The sequence below is a fragment of the Streptomyces sp. NPDC007872 genome (assembly GCF_042868165.1).
Taxonomy (GTDB): Bacteria; Actinomycetota; Actinomycetes; order Streptomycetales; family Streptomycetaceae; genus Streptomyces.
Map to the genome: position 1 here is coordinate 1,197,567 of NZ_JBIAEA010000001.1, position 16,406 is coordinate 1,213,972.

Annotated in this window: 15 protein-coding genes; 10 read left to right on the forward strand and 5 right to left on the reverse strand. The window is 74.1% G+C overall.

Translation table 11 applies throughout. The features are described 5' to 3' along the window. Positions 1 to 27 precede the first annotated feature (27 nt). Positions 28 to 1,581 (forward strand): PucR family transcriptional regulator, encoded by a 1,554-nt coding sequence (locus tag ACFYNX_RS04960; protein WP_388657668.1) that lies wholly within the window; start codon positions 28 to 30, stop codon positions 1,579 to 1,581. A gap of 72 nt (positions 1,582 to 1,653) precedes the next feature. Here ACFYNX_RS04960 and ACFYNX_RS04965 read toward each other — a convergent pair whose 3' ends face one another. Next, complete coding sequence (locus ACFYNX_RS04965; RefSeq protein WP_388657671.1) at positions 1,654 to 1,860, reverse strand: hypothetical protein; 207 nt, start codon at positions 1,858 to 1,860, stop codon at positions 1,654 to 1,656. A gap of 149 nt (positions 1,861 to 2,009) precedes the next feature. On the opposite strand from ACFYNX_RS04965, the gene ACFYNX_RS04970 reads away from it, so the two are divergent. The 9 genes from ACFYNX_RS04970 to ACFYNX_RS05010 all read left to right on the forward strand — a co-directional run bounded on the left by ACFYNX_RS04970 (position 2,010) and on the right by ACFYNX_RS05010 (position 13,285). After that, on the forward strand, positions 2,010 to 2,969 hold the full coding sequence (locus ACFYNX_RS04970; RefSeq protein ID WP_388657674.1) for an EamA family transporter: 960 nt from the start codon (positions 2,010 to 2,012) through the stop codon (positions 2,967 to 2,969). Between the two features lie 161 nt (positions 2,970 to 3,130). After that, a complete protein-coding gene (locus tag ACFYNX_RS04975) occupies positions 3,131 to 4,576 on the forward strand; it encodes an aldehyde dehydrogenase family protein (RefSeq protein WP_125665665.1) in 1,446 nt (481 codons plus the stop codon). 243 nt (positions 4,577 to 4,819) lie between these two features. Then, positions 4,820 to 6,055, forward strand: coding sequence for a 3-phosphoshikimate 1-carboxyvinyltransferase (aroA, locus tag ACFYNX_RS04980; protein WP_388657677.1), 1,236 nt, complete (start codon positions 4,820 to 4,822; stop codon positions 6,053 to 6,055). A 34-nt stretch (positions 6,056 to 6,089) separates the two neighbouring features. Continuing rightward, the gene (gene dxr, locus ACFYNX_RS04985; protein ID WP_365546295.1) at positions 6,090 to 7,340 is read left to right on the forward strand and encodes a 1-deoxy-D-xylulose-5-phosphate reductoisomerase; all 1,251 of its coding nucleotides are present in this window, start codon (positions 6,090 to 6,092) and stop codon (positions 7,338 to 7,340) included. Further along, positions 7,337 to 8,644 carry a site-2 protease family protein gene (locus ACFYNX_RS04990; protein ID WP_365546292.1) on the forward strand — a complete coding sequence of 436 codons (1,308 nt, stop codon included), beginning with the start codon at positions 7,337 to 7,339 and terminating at the stop codon, positions 8,642 to 8,644. Before dxr ends, ACFYNX_RS04990 begins: the two co-directional genes overlap by 4 nt. A 102-nt stretch (positions 8,645 to 8,746) precedes the next feature. After that, entirely contained in the window at positions 8,747 to 9,904 is a 1,158-nt protein-coding gene (gene ispG, locus ACFYNX_RS04995; protein ID WP_365546289.1) for a flavodoxin-dependent (E)-4-hydroxy-3-methylbut-2-enyl-diphosphate synthase, read from the forward strand. A 153-nt stretch (positions 9,905 to 10,057) separates the two neighbouring features. Then, the gene (locus tag ACFYNX_RS05000) at positions 10,058 to 10,903 is read left to right on the forward strand and encodes a GNAT family N-acetyltransferase (protein ID WP_388657682.1); all 846 of its coding nucleotides are present in this window, start codon (positions 10,058 to 10,060) and stop codon (positions 10,901 to 10,903) included. Between the two features lie 28 nt (positions 10,904 to 10,931). Continuing rightward, positions 10,932 to 11,477, forward strand: coding sequence for a GNAT family N-acetyltransferase (locus ACFYNX_RS05005; RefSeq protein ID WP_388657684.1), 546 nt, complete (start codon positions 10,932 to 10,934; stop codon positions 11,475 to 11,477). A gap of 107 nt (positions 11,478 to 11,584) precedes the next feature. Further along, the gene (locus ACFYNX_RS05010; protein ID WP_388657687.1) at positions 11,585 to 13,285 is read left to right on the forward strand and encodes a proline--tRNA ligase; all 1,701 of its coding nucleotides are present in this window, start codon (positions 11,585 to 11,587) and stop codon (positions 13,283 to 13,285) included. 63 nt (positions 13,286 to 13,348) lie between these two features. Here the strand turns inward: ACFYNX_RS05010 and ACFYNX_RS05015 are convergent, their stop codons facing one another. From ACFYNX_RS05015 to ACFYNX_RS05030, 4 genes are all read right to left on the reverse strand, one after another. Then, on the reverse strand, positions 13,349 to 14,302 hold the full coding sequence (locus ACFYNX_RS05015; RefSeq protein WP_388657690.1) for a slipin family protein: 954 nt from the start codon (positions 14,300 to 14,302) through the stop codon (positions 13,349 to 13,351). Between the two features lie 125 nt (positions 14,303 to 14,427). Further along, complete coding sequence (locus tag ACFYNX_RS05020) at positions 14,428 to 15,327, reverse strand: aminoglycoside phosphotransferase family protein (RefSeq protein WP_365546273.1); 900 nt, start codon at positions 15,325 to 15,327, stop codon at positions 14,428 to 14,430. A 45-nt stretch (positions 15,328 to 15,372) separates the two neighbouring features. Beyond that, positions 15,373 to 15,789: a ferritin-like domain-containing protein gene (locus ACFYNX_RS05025; protein ID WP_388657693.1), complete on the reverse strand. Its 417-nt coding sequence runs from the start codon at positions 15,787 to 15,789 to the stop codon at positions 15,373 to 15,375. Further along, positions 15,786 to 16,340 carry a hypothetical protein gene (locus ACFYNX_RS05030; protein WP_388657696.1) on the reverse strand — a complete coding sequence of 185 codons (555 nt, stop codon included), beginning with the start codon at positions 16,338 to 16,340 and terminating at the stop codon, positions 15,786 to 15,788. The genes ACFYNX_RS05025 and ACFYNX_RS05030 overlap by 4 nt, the downstream gene beginning before the upstream one ends. Positions 16,341 to 16,406: the final 66 nt, after the last annotated feature.

Consider the following 16,406-nt stretch of genomic DNA (forward strand, 5'->3'; position numbering starts at 1 on the left):
CTCCCCCCAAAGGTCCGACGGTCGCCAATGCCGCCCACCCTCGCCTCGCTCGCGCAGCACTCCGCCCTCAAGCTCGTCGTCCGGGCCGGTGAGGACCGTCTCGACGTCCCCGTCCGCTGGGCGCACGTCAGCGAGCTCGCCGATCCCGTGCCGTACATGGAGGGGGGCGAGCTGCTGCTCACCACCGCGCTCACCCTCGACGCGGAGGACCTGGAGGCGATGCGTCGCTACGTGCGGCGGCTGCTGGGGGCGGGGGTCGTCGGGCTCGGGTTCGCCGTGGGGGTGAACCACGAGGAGATCCCGGCGGCGCTCCTCGAAGCGGCCCGGGAGGAGCACCTGCCGCTGCTCGAAGTGCCGCGCCGCACCCCCTTCCTCGCCATCAGCAAGGCCGTCTCCGCCGCCATCTCCGCCGACCAGTACCGCGCCGTCACCGCCGGCTTCGAGGTGCAGCGCGAGCTGACCCGGGCCGCCCTCGCCGAGGGCCCCGACGCCGTCGTCGCCCGCCTCGCCGCGCACGTCGACGGCTGGGCCGCCCTCTACGACACCTCCGGCAAGCCCGTCGCCGTCTCGCCCGAGTGGGCCGCCCGCCGGGCCGCCCGCCTCACCCCCGACGTGGAGAGGCTGCGCGAACGCCCCGCCCCCGCCAGCGCCGTCGTCGGCGGCACGGACGACCGCGTCGAGCTCCAGTCGCTCGGCACCGGCCGCCGCGTCCGGGGCGCCCTCGCCGTCGGCACCGGCGCCCCCCTCGGCACCGCCGAGCGGTACGCCGTCCACTCGGCCATCGCCCTGCTCACCCTCACCACGGAACGCTCCCGCTCCCTCCAGGCCGCCGAGCAGCGCCTCGGCGCCGCCGTCCTGCGCATGATGCTCGCCGGACAGCCCGACCACGCGCGCGCGGTGGCCGGCGACGTGTACGGCGGGCTCCTCGACGCCCCCTTCCGGATCCTCGTCGCCGAACCCGCCGGCGGCGAACCGGCCGCCGAACCGCCCCTCCCCGTCCTCGCCGAGGCCCTGGAGGCCGCCGCCGCCCGCGCGGGCGAGGCGGTCCTCGCCGTCCCCGAGGGCGAGCAGCGGCTCGTCGTCCTCGCCGGCGACGGCGGCGCGGTCGTCACCGCCTGCGAGGGGTACGCCGAACGCGAGGCCGAGGAGGCCGGCGTCGTCGTCGGCCTCTCCGCCCCGGCCGGCCCGATCGCGGCCGCCGCCGCGTACAAGCAGGCCGAGCAGGCGCTCTCGGTGGCCCGCCGCCGGGGCAGGGCCCTCGTCGAGCACGAGGACCTCGCGGCGGGCTCGGTCCTGCCGCTCCTCGCCGACGACGCCGTCCGCGCCTTCGCCGACGGGATGCTCCGGGCCCTGCGCGACCACGACGCCACCGGCCGCGGCGATCTGGTGGCCTCCCTGCGCGCCTGGCTCTCCCGGCACGGCCAGTGGGACGCGGCGGCGGCCGACCTGGGCGTCCACCGGCACACCCTGCGGTACCGGATGCGCCGCGTGGAGGAGATCCTGGGCCGCTCCCTGGACGACCCGGACGTGCGGATGGAGCTGTGGCTCGCCCTGAAGGCCACGGGGGAGGGGGCCGAGTAAGCCCCCCGGGGCCCAGTCCCGAGGCCCCAGCGAGGCCTCAGCCCCGAGGCCCCAGCCCCTGGCCCGCCCGTCTCAGCCGTCCGAGCCCCCGCCGTAGCCGTTCCCCAACCCCCTGTTCCCGCCGCCCCGCCTGCCCCCGGCGCGCACCAGTTCCCCGCCCAGGAGCACCACCGCCGCCACCCCGCGGGCCCAGCGCGGGCCGCCCCGGGCCGCCCACACCACGCAGACGCACCCGCCCACGACGAGCACCAGGACAGCGGACATCACGAACAGGAACATGTGTTTCCCCCTGCGGTTCTGCGGTTCTGCGGTCCCTCCCCATCCTTCCATTCCGCTTCCTCTCCGCCCCCGCCGTCCGAACGCCGCCCCTGCCCGCGCGCGGGCACATTCCTGGCCGGGGCCGTCCCCTACTCCCTACTCTCCTGCTCATGACAGAGCCCGCCGCCGACCCGGCCCCCGGCACCCGTGCCGCCCTCCCCGCCGCGCCCCCGGCGCCCGCCCGCCGGATCACCGGCGCCGTCTGGGCCGCGCTCGGCATCGTGTACGTCGTGTGGGGGTCCACCTACCTCGGCATCCGGGTCGTCGTCGAGACCCTGCCGCCGTTCCTCTCCGCCGGCGCCCGCTTCGTCGTCGCCGGGTTGCTGCTCGCCGGGATCGTCGCCTTGCGCCAGGGCCCCGCCGCCCTCAGGGTCACCCGCCGGCAGCTCGGCTCCGCCGTCCTCGTCGGCCTGCTACTCGTCCTCGGCGGCAACGGCCTCGTCGTCCTCGCCGAGACCTCCGTCCCCTCCGGACTCGCCGCGCTCCTCGTCGCCGTCGTCCCCGTCTGGGTCGTCGTCCTGCGCACCGCCGCCGGCGAGCGCCCCGGCCCCGGCGCGATCGGCGGCGTCCTGCTCGGCCTCGCGGGACTCGGCGTCCTCACCCTCCCCGACCTGACCGGCGAGGCGGGCATCGGCGGCGTCCTGCTCGTGGTCGCCGGCGCGCTGAGCTGGTCCGTGGGCTCCTTCTCCTCCGCGCGCCTCCCGATGCCCGCCAACCCCTTCGCCGCCAGCGCGTACGAGATGATCGCGGGCGGCCTCGCCGGGGCCGCCCTCGGCCTGTTCCGCGGCGAGCACCACGGCCTCGACCTCGCCGAGGTCTCCACCCGCTCCTGGACCGCCCTCGCCTACCTGGTCGTCTTCGGCTCGCTGATCGCCTTCACCGCCTACGCCTGGCTCCTCCAGGCGGCCCCGCTCTCCCTCGTCGCGACCTACGCGTACGTCAACCCCGTCGTCGCGGTCGCCCTCGGCGCCCTCCTCCTGAACGAGGCCCTGACCTGGCCCGTCGTCCTCGGCGGCGCGATCGTCGTGGCCGGCGTCTGCCTGATCGTGTCGACCGGGCGGAGGGAATGAGCCGGTGACCGCCGGACGGGCCTCCCCCGTCCTTCGGCCAATTCGGACAGCCTTCCCGCCCCACCACTCCACACCGGACAAACCCACACCGGCCGCCCCGGCCCTAACGTGTCACGAGAGCAATCGCTCGCACCCCCCGATACGGAAAGGGCCGGGACGCAATGACGACCACCCACGCCTTCTGGCTCGCCGGCCGCGAGGCCACCGGCGAGGCCGCCTTCGACGTCACGAACTCCTTCGACGGACGTCTGGTCGGCAAGGTCAGCGTGCCCACCGAGGCCCAGGTCGAGGAGGCCGTCGCCGCCGCGCACGCCGTCGTCGACGAGTTCGCCGCCACCCCGGCGCACGTGCGCGCCGCCGCCCTCGACCACGTGTCGAAGCGGCTCGCCGAGCGCACCGAGGAGATCGCCCAGTTGATCTCCGCCGAGAACGGCAAGCCCATCAAGTGGGCCCGCGGCGAGGTCGGCCGCGCCGTCTCCGTCTTCCGTTTCGCCGCCGAGGAGGCCCGCCGCTTCAACGGCGGCGAGGCCCAGCGCCTCGACACCGAGGCCGGCGGCGTGGGCCGGCTCGCGCTGACCCGCCGCATCCCCAAGGGCGTCGTCCTCGGCATCGCGCCGTTCAACTTCCCGCTGAACCTCAGCGCCCACAAGGTCGCCCCGGCCATCGCCGTCGGCGCCCCGATCATCCTCAAGCCGGCCCCGTCGACCCCGATCTCCTCCCTGATCCTGGGCGAGATCCTGGCCGAGACCGACCTGCCGGCCGGCTCCTGGTCGATCCTCACCGTGCCGAACGACCGGATGCCCGCCCTCGTCCAGGACGAGCGCCTCCCCGTCATCTCCTTCACCGGCTCCGACACGGTCGGCTACGCCATCCAGGAGTCCGTGCCGCACAAGCACTGCACCCTGGAGCTCGGCGGCAACGCCGCGGCCGTCGTCCTGCCCGACTGGTCCTCCGAGGCCGACCTGGACTGGGCCGCGACCCGCATCGCCACCTTCTCCAACTACCAGGGCGGCCAGTCCTGCATCTCCGTCCAGCGCGTGATCGTCGACTCCTCCGTCCACGACCGCCTGCTGCCGAAGATCGTCGCCGCCGTCGAGGCCCAGGTCACCGGTGACCCGGCGGACGACGCCACCGACGTCGGCCCGCTCGTCGACGAGGCCGCCGCGAAGCGCGTCGAGTCCTGGGTGGACGAGGCCGTCGAGGCCGGCGCCACGCTCCTGACCGGCGGCAAGCGCGAGGGCGCCACCTACGCCCCCACCGTCCTCACCGGCCTCCCGGCCGACGTCACCCTGGCCCGCGCCGAGGTCTTCGGGCCGGTCCTGACGATCACCGAGGTCGACGGCGAGGCCGAGGCGTTCGCCGCGGTCAACGACTCCGACTTCGGCCTCCAGGCCGGCGTCTTCACCCACGACCTCCAGGCCGCCTTCCGCGCCCACCGCGCCCTGGAGGTCGGCGGCGTGATCGTCGGCGACGTCCCCTCGTACCGCGCCGACCAGATGCCGTACGGCGGTGCCAAGCGCTCCGGCGTCGGCCGCGAGGGCGTCAAGTACGCGATGGACGACTACACCTACGAGCGCGTCCTCGTCCTGACGGGCCTCGCCCTGTAGGACCTGTAGGACCTGTAGGGACCTGTGGGACCCGTAGGCCCCGGAAGGCCTGGAGGACACCCGCAGGACCCGAGGACGTACGGCCTCCGGGCCGCGCGTCCTCCGGGGCGCACGCCCCACCCGGACCAGGCGGTCCGGCTCCACTGTGCGGGGAGCCGGGCCGCCTTCCCCCGTCCGCCGGAGCCCCGTTCCGCCATGCGGAACGCCGGGCCGTCCCGCCGCACGAGACGGCAGGATGGCGCCGTGACCGTCATCGACATCCCCGGCTCCAAGTCCGTCACCGCCCGCGCGCTCTTCCTCGCCGCGGCCGCCGAGGGCACCACCACCCTCCTGCGGCCCCTCGTCTCCGACGACACCGAGGGCTTCGCCGAAGGGCTCGCCGCCCTCGGCTACGCCGTCCGCCGCGAGCCCGGCGCCTGGCACGTCGAGGGCCGGCCCGCCGGACCCGGCGCGGAGACCGCCGACGTCCACTGCCGCGACGGCGCCACCACCGCCCGCTTCCTGCCCGCCCTCGCCGCCGCCGGCCACGGCACGTACCGCTTCGGCGCCTCCGCCCAGATGCGCAGGCGCCCCCTCGGCCCGCTCACCGACGCCCTGCGGACCCTCGGCGTCGACCTGCGGCACGGCGGGCAGGAGGGCCACCACCCGCTCGCCGTCCACGCCCACGGCGTCAAGGGCGGCGCGCTCACCCTGGACGCCGGGCAGTCCTCCCAGTACCTCACCGCCCTGCTCCTGCTCGGCCCGCTCACCGCCGAGGGCCTCGACATCACCGTCACCGACCTGGTCTCGGAGCCGTACGTCGAGATCACCCTCGCCATGATGCGCGGCTTCGGCGCGGAGGTCCGGCGGGAGGGGCGCACCTACCGCGTCGCCCCCACCGGCTACCGGGCCAGGACGTACGGCATCGAGCCCGACGCCTCCACCGCCAGTTACTTCTTCGCGGCCGCCGCCCTCGAACCCGGCCGCTCCGTCACCGTCCCCGGCCTCGGCACCGGCGCCCTCCAGGGCGACCTCGCCTTCGTCGACGTCCTGCGCCGCATGGGCGCCGACGTCGAGATCGGCGAGGACGCCACCACCGTCCGCTCCACCGGCACCCTGCGCGGACTCACCGTCACCATGCGGGACATCTCCGACACCATGCCGACCCTCGCCGCGATCGCGCCGTTCGCCGACGGACCGGTCCGCATCGAGGACGTCGCCAACACCCGGGTCAAGGAGTGCGACCGGCTCGACGCCTGCGCCGAGAACCTGCGCCGCCTCGGGATCACCGTCCGCACCGGCCCCGACTGGATCGAGATCCACCCGGGCACCCCCGCCGGACCCGCCGAGATCGCCACCCACGGCGACCACCGGATCGTCATGTCCTTCGCGGTCACCGCCCTGCGCACCCCCGGCATCACCTTCGACGACCCCGGCTGCGTGAGGAAGACGTTCCCCGACTTCCACCGGGTCTTCGACGCGTTCGTCCGCACCCCGTGAAGACCGCGCCGCGTTTGGGGCAAGAATGGGGGGCATGACCGACCGCCCCTCACCCCTCGCCGACCCGCACGTCGCCTTCGACGTCTCCGAAGGACGCCGGGACATCGTCGTCCTCGGCTCGACCGGGTCCATCGGCACCCAGGCCATCGACCTGGTGCTGCGCAACCCCGACCGCTTCCGGGTCACCGCCCTGGCCGCCTCCGGCGGCCGGATCGGACTGCTCGCCGAGCAGGCGCACGAGCTGGGGGTCGCCGCGGTCGCGGTCGCCCGCGAGGAGGCGCTGCCCGAGCTGCGTGAGGCCCTGAAGGCGCTGTACGGCTCCGAGCCCCTGCCCGAACTCCTGGCGGGGCCGGACGCCGCCACGCGGCTCGCCGCGTCCCCGTGCCACACCGTCCTCAACGGCATCACCGGCTCCATCGGCCTCGCGCCCACCCTCGCCGCCCTCGAAGCCGGCCGCACCCTCGCCCTTGCCAACAAGGAGTCGCTGATCGTCGGCGGCCCCCTCGTGAAGGCGCTCGCCAAACCGGGCCAGATCATCCCGGTCGACTCCGAGCACGCCGCCCTCTTCCAGGCGCTCGCCGCCGGCACCCGCGCCGACGTCCGCAAACTGGTCGTCACCGCCTCCGGCGGCCCCTTCCGCGGCCGTACGAGGGAGCAGTTGGCCCACGTCACCCGCGAGGACGCCCTCGCCCACCCGACCTGGGCCATGGGCCCGGTGATCACGGTGAACAGCGCGACCCTGGTGAACAAGGGCCTGGAGGTCATCGAGGCCCACCTGCTCTACGACATCCCCTTCGACCGCATCGAGGTCGTCGTCCACCCCCAGTCGTACGTCCACTCGATGGTGGAGTTCACCGACGGCTCCACGCTCGCCCAGGCCACCCCGCCCGATATGCGCGGCCCGATCGCCATCGGCATCGGCTGGCCCGAGCGGGTCCCGGACGCGGCCCCCGCCTTCGACTGGAGCAAGGCCTCCACCTGGGAGTTCTTCCCGCTCGACACCGAGGCCTTCCCGTCCGTCGGCCTGGCCCGGCACGTCGGCGAGCTCGGCGGCACCGCCCCCGCCGTCTTCAACGCCGCCAACGAGGAGTGCGTCGAGGCGTTCCTGGCCGGCCGGCTGCCTTTCAACGGCATCATGGACACGGTCACGGCGGTCGTGACGGAACACGGCGCGCCCGCCGCGGGAACCTCCCTCACCGTGCCGGACGTCCTGGAAGCGGAGACCTGGGCACGGGCCCGGGCCCGAGAGCTCGCAGCGAAGGCAACAGCGGAGGCCCGCGCATGAACGAAACGCTCCTGTACGTCCTGGGCATCGTGCTGTTCGCGTTCGGACTGCTCGTCTCCATCGCCTGGCACGAGCTCGGCCACCTCTCCACGGCCAAGCTCTTCGGCATCCGCGTCCCGCAGTACATGGTCGGCTTCGGCCCCACGATCTGGTCGAGGAAGCGCGGCGAGACCGAGTACGGCATCAAGGCCATCCCGGCCGGCGGCTACATCCGCATGATCGGCATGTTCCCGCCCGGCGACGACGGACGGATCGAGGCCCGCTCCACCTCCCCGTGGCGCTCCATGATCGAGGACGCCCGCGAGGCCTCGTACGAGGAGCTCCAGGAGGGCGACGAGACCCGGCTGTTCTACACGCGCAGGCCGTGGAAGCGCGTCATCGTGATGTTCGCCGGGCCGTTCATGAACCTGGTCCTGGCGGCGGCGCTCTTCTTCGGCTCGATGATGACGCTCGGCATCGAGGGCCAGACGACCGCGGTCGCCGGCGTCCAGAAGTGCGTCATCGAGCAGAGCGAGAAGCGCGACACGTGCGCGGCGGGCGACCCCGTCTCCCCGGCGTTCGCGGCCGGCCTGAAGGAGGGCGACCGGATCGTCGCCTTCAACGGCGCGCCCGTGAGCGACTGGGACACCCTCTCCGACCGCATCCGCGACACCCTCGGCCCCGCCACGGTCACCGTCGAGCGGGCCGGACAGCGCGTCGACCTCCACCCCACCCTCGTCACCAACAAGGTCCCGAAGAAGGACGAGGACGGCAGGGTCGTCCAGCCGCTGACCTACATCGACGCCGGCTACCTCGGCTTCGCCTCCAAGACCGAGGTCGCGCCCCTCACCTTCGGCGAGACCACCGACCGGATGACCGACCTCCTGGAGAACGGCGTCCACTCGGTCATCGCCCTCCCGGGCAAGATCCCCGGCCTCTGGGACGCCACCTTCGGCGACGGCGAGCGGGCGGACGACTCGCCCGTCGGCGTCCTCGGCGCCGCCCGCCTCACCGGCGAGCTGATGACCGTGGACGCGCCGCCGGAGCGCATCCTCGTGATGTTCATGAACCTGCTGGTCATGTTCAACGTCTCGCTGTTCCTGTTCAACATGCTCCCGCTGCTGCCGCTCGACGGCGGCCACATCGCGGGCGCCCTGTGGGAGTCCGTCCGCCGCCACACGGCCCGGATCTTCAAGCGCCCCGACCCCGGCCCGTTCGACGTGGCCAAGCTGATGCCCGCCGCGTACGTGGTGGCCGGCGTCTTCGTCTGCTTCACCCTGCTCGTCCTCGCCGCCGACATCGTCAACCCGGTGAAGCTGACGTGAACCCCAGGGGGCCGGACCCGGTGGTGTCCGGCCCTCCGCCGCCGGGGCGGTAACCTCGGAGACCTGAGCCCGCCGACGCACAACCTTGAGGTTGCACAACAGATGACCGCGATTTCTCTCGGTATCCCTACCGTCCCGACCCGGCTCGCCGAGCGGCGCAAGAGCCGTCAGATCCAGGTCGGCACCGTGGCCGTCGGCGGTGACGCACCCGTCTCCGTGCAGTCGATGACCACCACCCGGACGTCCGACATCGGCGCCACGCTCCAGCAGATCGCCGAGCTGACGGCCTCCGGCTGCCAGATCGTGCGCGTGGCCTGCCCGACCCAGGACGACGCCGACGCCCTCGCGACGATCGCCCGGAAGTCCCAGATCCCGGTGATCGCCGACATCCACTTCCAGCCGAAGTACGTCTTCGCCGCGATCGACGCGGGCTGTGCCGCCGTCCGGGTCAACCCGGGCAACATCAAGCAGTTCGACGACAAGGTCAAGGAGATCGCGCGGGCCGCCAACGACGCGGGCACCCCGATCCGGATCGGCGTCAACGCCGGCTCGCTCGACGCGCGGCTGCTCAAGAAGTACGGCAGGGCCACCCCCGAGGCGCTCGTCGAGTCCGCCCTGTGGGAGGCGTCCCTCTTCGAGGAGCACGACTTCCGCGACATCAAGATCTCGGTCAAGCACAACGACCCGGTCGTCATGGTTGAGGCCTACCGCCAGCTCGCCGCCCAGTGCGACTACCCGCTGCACCTCGGCGTCACCGAGGCGGGCCCGGCCTTCCAGGGCACCATCAAGTCCGCCGTCGCCTTCGGCGCGCTGCTCTCCCAGGGCATCGGCGACACCATCCGCGTCTCGCTCTCCGCGCCCCCGGCCGAGGAGATCAAGGTCGGCATCCAGATCCTGGAGTCGCTGAACCTGCGCCAGCGGCGCCTGGAGATCGTCTCCTGCCCGTCCTGCGGCCGCGCCCAGGTCGACGTCTACAAGCTCGCCGAGGAGGTCACCGCCGGTCTCGACGGCATGACCGTCCCGCTGCGCGTCGCCGTCATGGGCTGCGTCGTCAACGGCCCCGGCGAGGCCCGCGAGGCCGACCTCGGCGTCGCCTCCGGCAACGGCAAGGGCCAGATCTTCGTCAAGGGCGAGGTCATCAAGACCGTGCCCGAGTCGAAGATCGTCGAGACCCTCATCGAGGAGGCCCTGAAGATCGCCGAGCAGATGGAGAAGGACGGCGTCGCCAGCGGCGAGCCGTCGGTCGCCGTCGCCGGCTGACGGGCCGGACCCCTTCCGGAGAGCACCCGGGAAGACCCCGCGAAGCCCCGCCCCCCGCTCCGGGAGGCGGGGCTTCCCACTGCCGGAGGCGTGCCCCAGGGCCCTCCGGGTAAAGTGCGGGGAATCAGCGGAACCGCACGGTGAGGCCCCCTCGTGTTGACAGAGACCACCACTCGGGTCCTCGAACCCACCGACCTGGGCGCCGCACTGGCCGTCCTGGAGAGCGCCCCGGTCGAGAACGCGTTCGTGACCGCCCGCGTCCAGCTCGCCGGGCTCGACCCCTGGCGCCTCGGCGGCGAGATGTGGGGCTGGTACGCCGAGGGGCGGCTGCGCTCGCTCTGCTACTCCGGCGCCAACCTGGTCCCGATCTGCGCCACCCCCCAGGCCGTCCGCGCCTTCGCCGACCGGGCCCGCAGGACCGGCCGCCGCTGCTCCTCCATCGTCGGCCCCGCCGGGCCCACCACCGAGCTGTGGCGCCTCCTGGAGCCCAGTTGGGGTCCCGCCAGGGACGTCAGGGCCAACCAGCCCCTGATGGTTGCCGAGGAGCCCTCCACCACCGTCGAGCCCGACCCGCTGGTGCGCCGCGTCCGCAAGGATGAGATGGAGACGATCATGCCCGCCTGCGTGGCCATGTTCACCGAGGAGGTCGGCGTCTCCCCGCTCGCCAACGACGGCGGCCTGCTCTACCAGGCCCGGGTCGCCGAACTCGTCGGCGCGGGCCGCTCCTTCGCCCGCATCGAGGACGGCAAGGTCGTCTTCAAGGCCGAGATCGGCGCCGCCACCCGCCAGGCCTGCCAGATCCAGGGCGTCTGGGTCGCCCCCGAGCACCGCGGCAAGGGCCTCTCCGAGACCGGCATGGCCGCCGTCCTCCGCTACGCCCTGGCCGACGTCGCCCCCGTGGTCAGCCTGTACGTCAACGACTACAACACCCCCGCCCGGGCCTCGTACCGCCGCGTCGGCTTCCGGGAGACCGGGGCCTTCATGAGCGTGCTGTTCTGAGGAGCGGGCCGCTTGTAGGGTGCGCCGCATGGATGACGCGGAGATCGTGATCGGGCCGGTCGACCTCGCCGCCCGGGTGGACGAGGCCCTGGCCGTGCAGGCGGTCGCCTTCGGCCTGGACGCCGACGAGGTCGCCGTGCGCCGCCACATCGTGCTGCGCCACCTGCTCAGCCCCGGCGCCCGCGCCTACGGAGCCACCACCCCCGGCGGACGGCTCGTCGGCTTCGTGTACGGGATGCCCAACGACCGCACCCACTGGTGGTCCACCGTCGTCGAGGCGTACCTGCGCGCCACCGGCACCGCCGACTGGCTCGACGACTCCTTCACCATCACCGAGCTCCACGTCCACCCCGACTTCCAGGGCCGGGGCGCGGGCCGCGGGCTGATCACCACCATCACCGACACGGCCGACGAGCCGCGTTCGATCCTCTCCGCGATCGACACCGAGAGCCCCGCCCGGGGCCTCTACCGGTCCCTCGGCTACCGGGACCTCGCCCGCCGGGTGCACTTCCCGAGCGCCCCCCGCCCGTACGCCGTGATGGGCGCCCCGCTGCCGCTGCCGCGCCGGAACTGATTTCCCGTCCCCCGGGCCGCCCGGCTAACCTCGGGCCCATCACCTCCCCCAGGCTCCCGGCTTCGCCCGGGCAGGGGGATCCCCAGTCCGGCAGGAGTACGAGAACCATGGCCAACGCACCGGTCCAGCGCATGTCGAAGTTGATGGCGAAGACGCTGCGCGACGACCCGGCGGACGCCGAGGTCCTCAGCCACAAGCTCCTCGTCCGCGCGGGGTACGTGCGCCGCACGGCCGCCGGCATCTGGAGCTGGCTGCCCCTCGGCAAGAAGGTCCTCTCCAACGTCGAGCGGATCGTCCGCGAGGAGATGGACGCCATCGGCGCCCAGGAGGTCTCCCTGCCGGCCCTGCTGCCCCGCGAGCCCTACGACGCGACCGGCCGCTGGGACGAGTACGGCGCCGAGCTGTTCCGCCTCCAGGACCGCAAGGGCGGCGACTACCTCCTCGGCCCGACCCACGAGGAGATCTTCACCCTCCTGGTGAAGGACCAGGCGTCCTCCTACAAGGACCTGCCGGTCATCCTCTACCAGATCCAGAACAAGTTCCGCGACGAGGCCCGCCCCCGCGCCGGCATCCTGCGCGGCCGCGAGTTCCTGATGAAGGACTCGTACTCCTTCGACACCGAGGACGAGGGCCTCGCCCACTCGTACGCCCTGCACCGCCAGGCCTACCAGCGGGTCTTCGAGCGCCTCGGCCTCGACTACCGCATCTGTGCCGCCACGGCGGGCGCGATGGGCGGCTCGAAGTCCGAGGAGTTCCTCGCCCCGGCCGAGGCCGGTGAGGACACCTTCGCCGACTGCCCGAACTGCGACTTCGCCGCCAACACCGAGGCGGTCTCCTTCGCGCTGACGGCCGTGGACGGCTCCGCCGTGCCCGCCGCCGAGGAGATCCCCACCCCGGACACCCCGACCATCGAGACCCTCGCGGCCTCCCTCGGCGTCCCGGCCTCCGCCACCCTCAAGAACCTCCTGGTGAAGGTCGACGGCGAGATCGTCGCCGTGGGCGTCCCCGGCGACCGCGAGGTCGACCTCGGCAAGGTCGAGGCGCACTTCGCGCCGGCCACCGTCGAGATGGTCACCGAGACCGACTTCGCCGGCCGCCCCGACCTGGTGCGCGGCTACGTCGGCCCGCAGGGCCTCGACAAGGTCACCTACCTCGCCGACCCCCGCGTCGCGCCGGGCACGGCCTGGATCACGGGCGCCAACAAGGAGCACACCCACGCGAAGAACGTGGTCGCGGGGCGCGACTTCGAGGTCACCGAGTACGTCGACGTGGTCGTCGTCGAGGAGGGCGACCCCTGCCCGAAGTGCGGCACCGGCCTCAAGCTGGACCGCGCCATCGAGATCGGCCACATCTTCCAGCTCGGCCGCAAGTACGCCGACGCCCTCAAGCTCGACGTCCTCGGCCAGAACGGCAAGCCGGTCCGCGTCACCATGGGCTCGTACGGCATCGGCGTCTCGCGCGCCGTGGCCGCGCTCGCCGAGCAGACCGCCGACGACAAGGGCCTGTGCTGGCCCGCCGAGGTCGCCCCGGCCGACGTCCACGTGGTCGCCGCCGGCAAGGCCCTCCAGATCGAGCTGGCCCTGGAGGTCTCCGACAAGCTGTCCGCCGCGGGCCTGCGCGTCCTGGTCGACGACCGCGCGGGCGTCTCCCCGGGCGTCAAGTTCACCGACGCGGAGCTCATCGGCGTCCCGAAGATCCTCGTCGCGGGCCGCCGCTCCGGCGAGGGCGTCGTGGAGCTGAAGGACCGCCGCACGGGCGAGCGCGAGGAGCTGACGGTGGACGAGGCGATCGCCCGCCTCACCGCCTGACCGCCCGGTCACGCCGTACGACGGCCCCCGCCCCCTCCGCAGGGGGCGGGGGCCGTCGCCGCGTCAGTCCTCCCGGGGCGTCGGCGCGGGCTCCACCGACGTGCCCGTCAGGTCCTCGATGGCGTCCTCCGCCGCCGCCGTCCGGCTCCACGGGTACGCGTCGGCGTCGGCACCATCGATCAGCGGCGGTATCTCCCGCTCCGGGGCCCGGTGCGGCGCGTGCGGCGCCGCGTCCGGCTTGGCGTCCGGCTTGGCGTCCGGGGTCGCGCGCTCCAGGAAGCGGAGCAGCTCCACCGGGAAGGGCAGCACCAGCGTGGAGTTCTTCTCGGCGGCCACCGCCACCACCGTCTGCAACAGCCGCAACTGGAGCGCCGCCGGCTGGTCGGACATCATCGCCGCCGCCTCGGACAGCTTCTTCGACGCCTGGAGCTCCGCGTCCGCGTTGATCACCCGCGCCCGCCGCTCGCGGTCCGCCTCCGCCTGCCGGGCCATCGACCGCTTCATGGTCTCCGGCAGCGACACGTCCTTGATCTCGACCCGGTCGATGGCGACGCCCCACCCCATGGCCGGACTGTCGAGCATCAGCTCCAAGCCCTGGTTGAGCTTCTCCCGGTTGGACAGCAGGTCGTCGAGGTCGCTCTTGCCGATGATCGACCGCAGCGAGGTCTGCGCCATCTGCGAGACCGCGAACCGGTAGTCCTCCACCCGCACGAGCGCGTCCGCCGGGTCGACCACCTCGAAGTACACGACCGCGTCCACCCGGACCGTCACGTTGTCCCGGGTGATGCCCTCCTGCGCGGGCACCGGCATCGTGACGATCTGCATGTTCACCTTGTGCATCCGGTCGACCACGGGGACGATCATCGTGAACCCGGGGGAGCGCACCCGGCCGCGCAGCTTGCCGAAGCGGAAGACGACCCCGCGCTCGTACTGCTTGACCACCCGGGCGGCCGCGCCCGCGTACACCACGGCCGCCGCGCCCGCGCCGGCCGCCGCCATCAGCAGCTCTTCGATCATCACGGCCCCCTGGAGTCGGGCCGGACGTCGAGGCCCGGCCGCCCGGCGAACGGTACAAAAAGGGTATTCCCCCTCAGTCCGCCCGCGAACTCCGGCCGACCGGCGAACCGGGACCGGACCGCGGCCTACAGCCAGCCCGCGAACTCCAGGAGCAGCTCCGCGTCCTGCCGCCGCCCCGCCGTCAGCGCCCGCGTCCCCGACTCCACCGCGCGGAACAGGGTCCAGCCCCGCAGCCGCTCCCGGTCCACGTCGAGCGAGTCCGCCAGCTTGTTCACCCGTCGCCGGGCCGCCGAGGCGCCCGCCGAGGCCGCCACCAGGTCCTCCACCCGGTCCCGCACCAGCCGGGCCAGGTCGTAGGCCCGCTCGCCGACCAGCGGCTCGGGCCCCACGGCCAGCCAGGGCGCCCGGTCGCCGCCCAGGACCTTGCCCTGCCGGAAGTTGCCGTGCAGGAGCACCGTCTCGGCCTCCCCGGCCACCAGCTCCTCGCGCGCCGCCAGCGCCGCCGCCGCCAGTTCGCCGGCGGTCGCGTCCGCGCGGTGGTGGTCCATCGCCTCCGCCTGCCGGGCCGTCCGCTCGGCCACCGACTCGAAGCCGTGCTCCGCCGGGGGCTCGACCCACAGCTTCCGCACGGTCCCGGCCGCCTCCAGGAGCGCCTTCGCCTCCGGCAGGGAGCGCAGGGACACCTCGGGACGGAGCCGTTCGAGCAGGATCCCCTCCTCACCCGCCCCTTCGAGCGGCCGCACCGCGCCCCAGCCGTTCCAGTGGGCGAGCGCCTCCCGCTCCCGGTCCGGCCGGGCGAACGGCGGCGCCACCTTGAGCGCGGCGGGGGAGCCGTCGGACTGGCGGACGAGCACCACCAGGCTGCTCCGCCCGCCGGGGGCCATCACCCGCTCGGCGTCCAGGGAGGCCCGGTCGAGCGCGGTCCGCGCCCGCTCCGGCAGCTCCCCGAGCCACTCGGCCGCGACGGTCTCCCCGTACGTCTCGCCGAGCGCCCGGACGAGTCGCTGCGGCGGTTCGAAAGCCATGCGTACGTTGTTCCTTCGGTCGGGACGAGGCGGTTGGGGCGGGGCTCAGGCCCGCTCGGCGAGCCCAGGAAAGGTTACGTCCCCGCCGCGCCAGCGCACGGCGCGTACCGCCGCCTCCCTGAGCGCGGCGGCCGCCTCCCGCCGGGCCGGGCCCTCGGTGGCCCGGACCAGGTCGGAGTAGACGCCCGCCACCCGGTCCTCCAGGACGGCGGCGAGCCGCACCGCGCCCGCCGGATCCGTCACCCGGAACGGCAGCTCGTACGCGGCGGCCGAGGCCACCGGCGCGCCGCCGAGGTCCCGCACCGCCCGGCGCAGCACCTCCCGGCGGGCCCGGTGGGCCTCGTACGCGACCGTGACCTCCGCCCGGCGCTCCGCACCGATCCGGCCGCCGACGACCCCGTACCCGTACACCGCCGCGTGCTCGGCGGCCAGCGCGGCCTGGGTGGCGTCGAGGGCGCTCATGCCCGGGCTCCTTCGGTCAGCAGATAGGCGTGGACGGCTCCCGAGGCCGCCACCGAGGCGAGCAGCCGGGCGTACTCGGGCGGGGCGGCGAGCAGCGCGTCCGCGTGCCCGTCGGAGGAGGTCCGCTCGGCCGCCGCCAGTTCCCGGAGGGCGGTCCCCGGGTCGGTCGCGACCGGTACGGGCGCGGGCGAGGCCGTCGTGGGGCGCGCGGAGGCGGAGGGCGTCGGGGAGGCCGCGGCGGGCTTCACCGGGCCCGTACCGCCCTCGCCGAGGGCCCGCACGTGCGCCGCCACGGAGCGCCGCAGCGGGGTCAGCCGGGGCGCCAGGGCGGGGTGCGCGGAGAGCACCGCGTCGTAGTGTTCGAGGAGTCCGCGCGCGACCGTCACCGAGCGTGCCCGCAGCGCCGCCTCGGCGCGCGCCACCCGCTCGGCCTCCCGCTCGGCGGCGCCCGGCCGCCGGGGGCCCTCCCCGCCGGAGGTGCAGCCCACCAGGGCCGTCGCCCCCGCGGCCGCCCCCGCCGCGAGGAGCGCGCGTCTGCCCGTCGTCGTCACGCCAGCTCCCTCGGCCGTCGTCCGCAGTCGAAGATCCGTCCGTACAGAAGATCGTTCGGATCACCG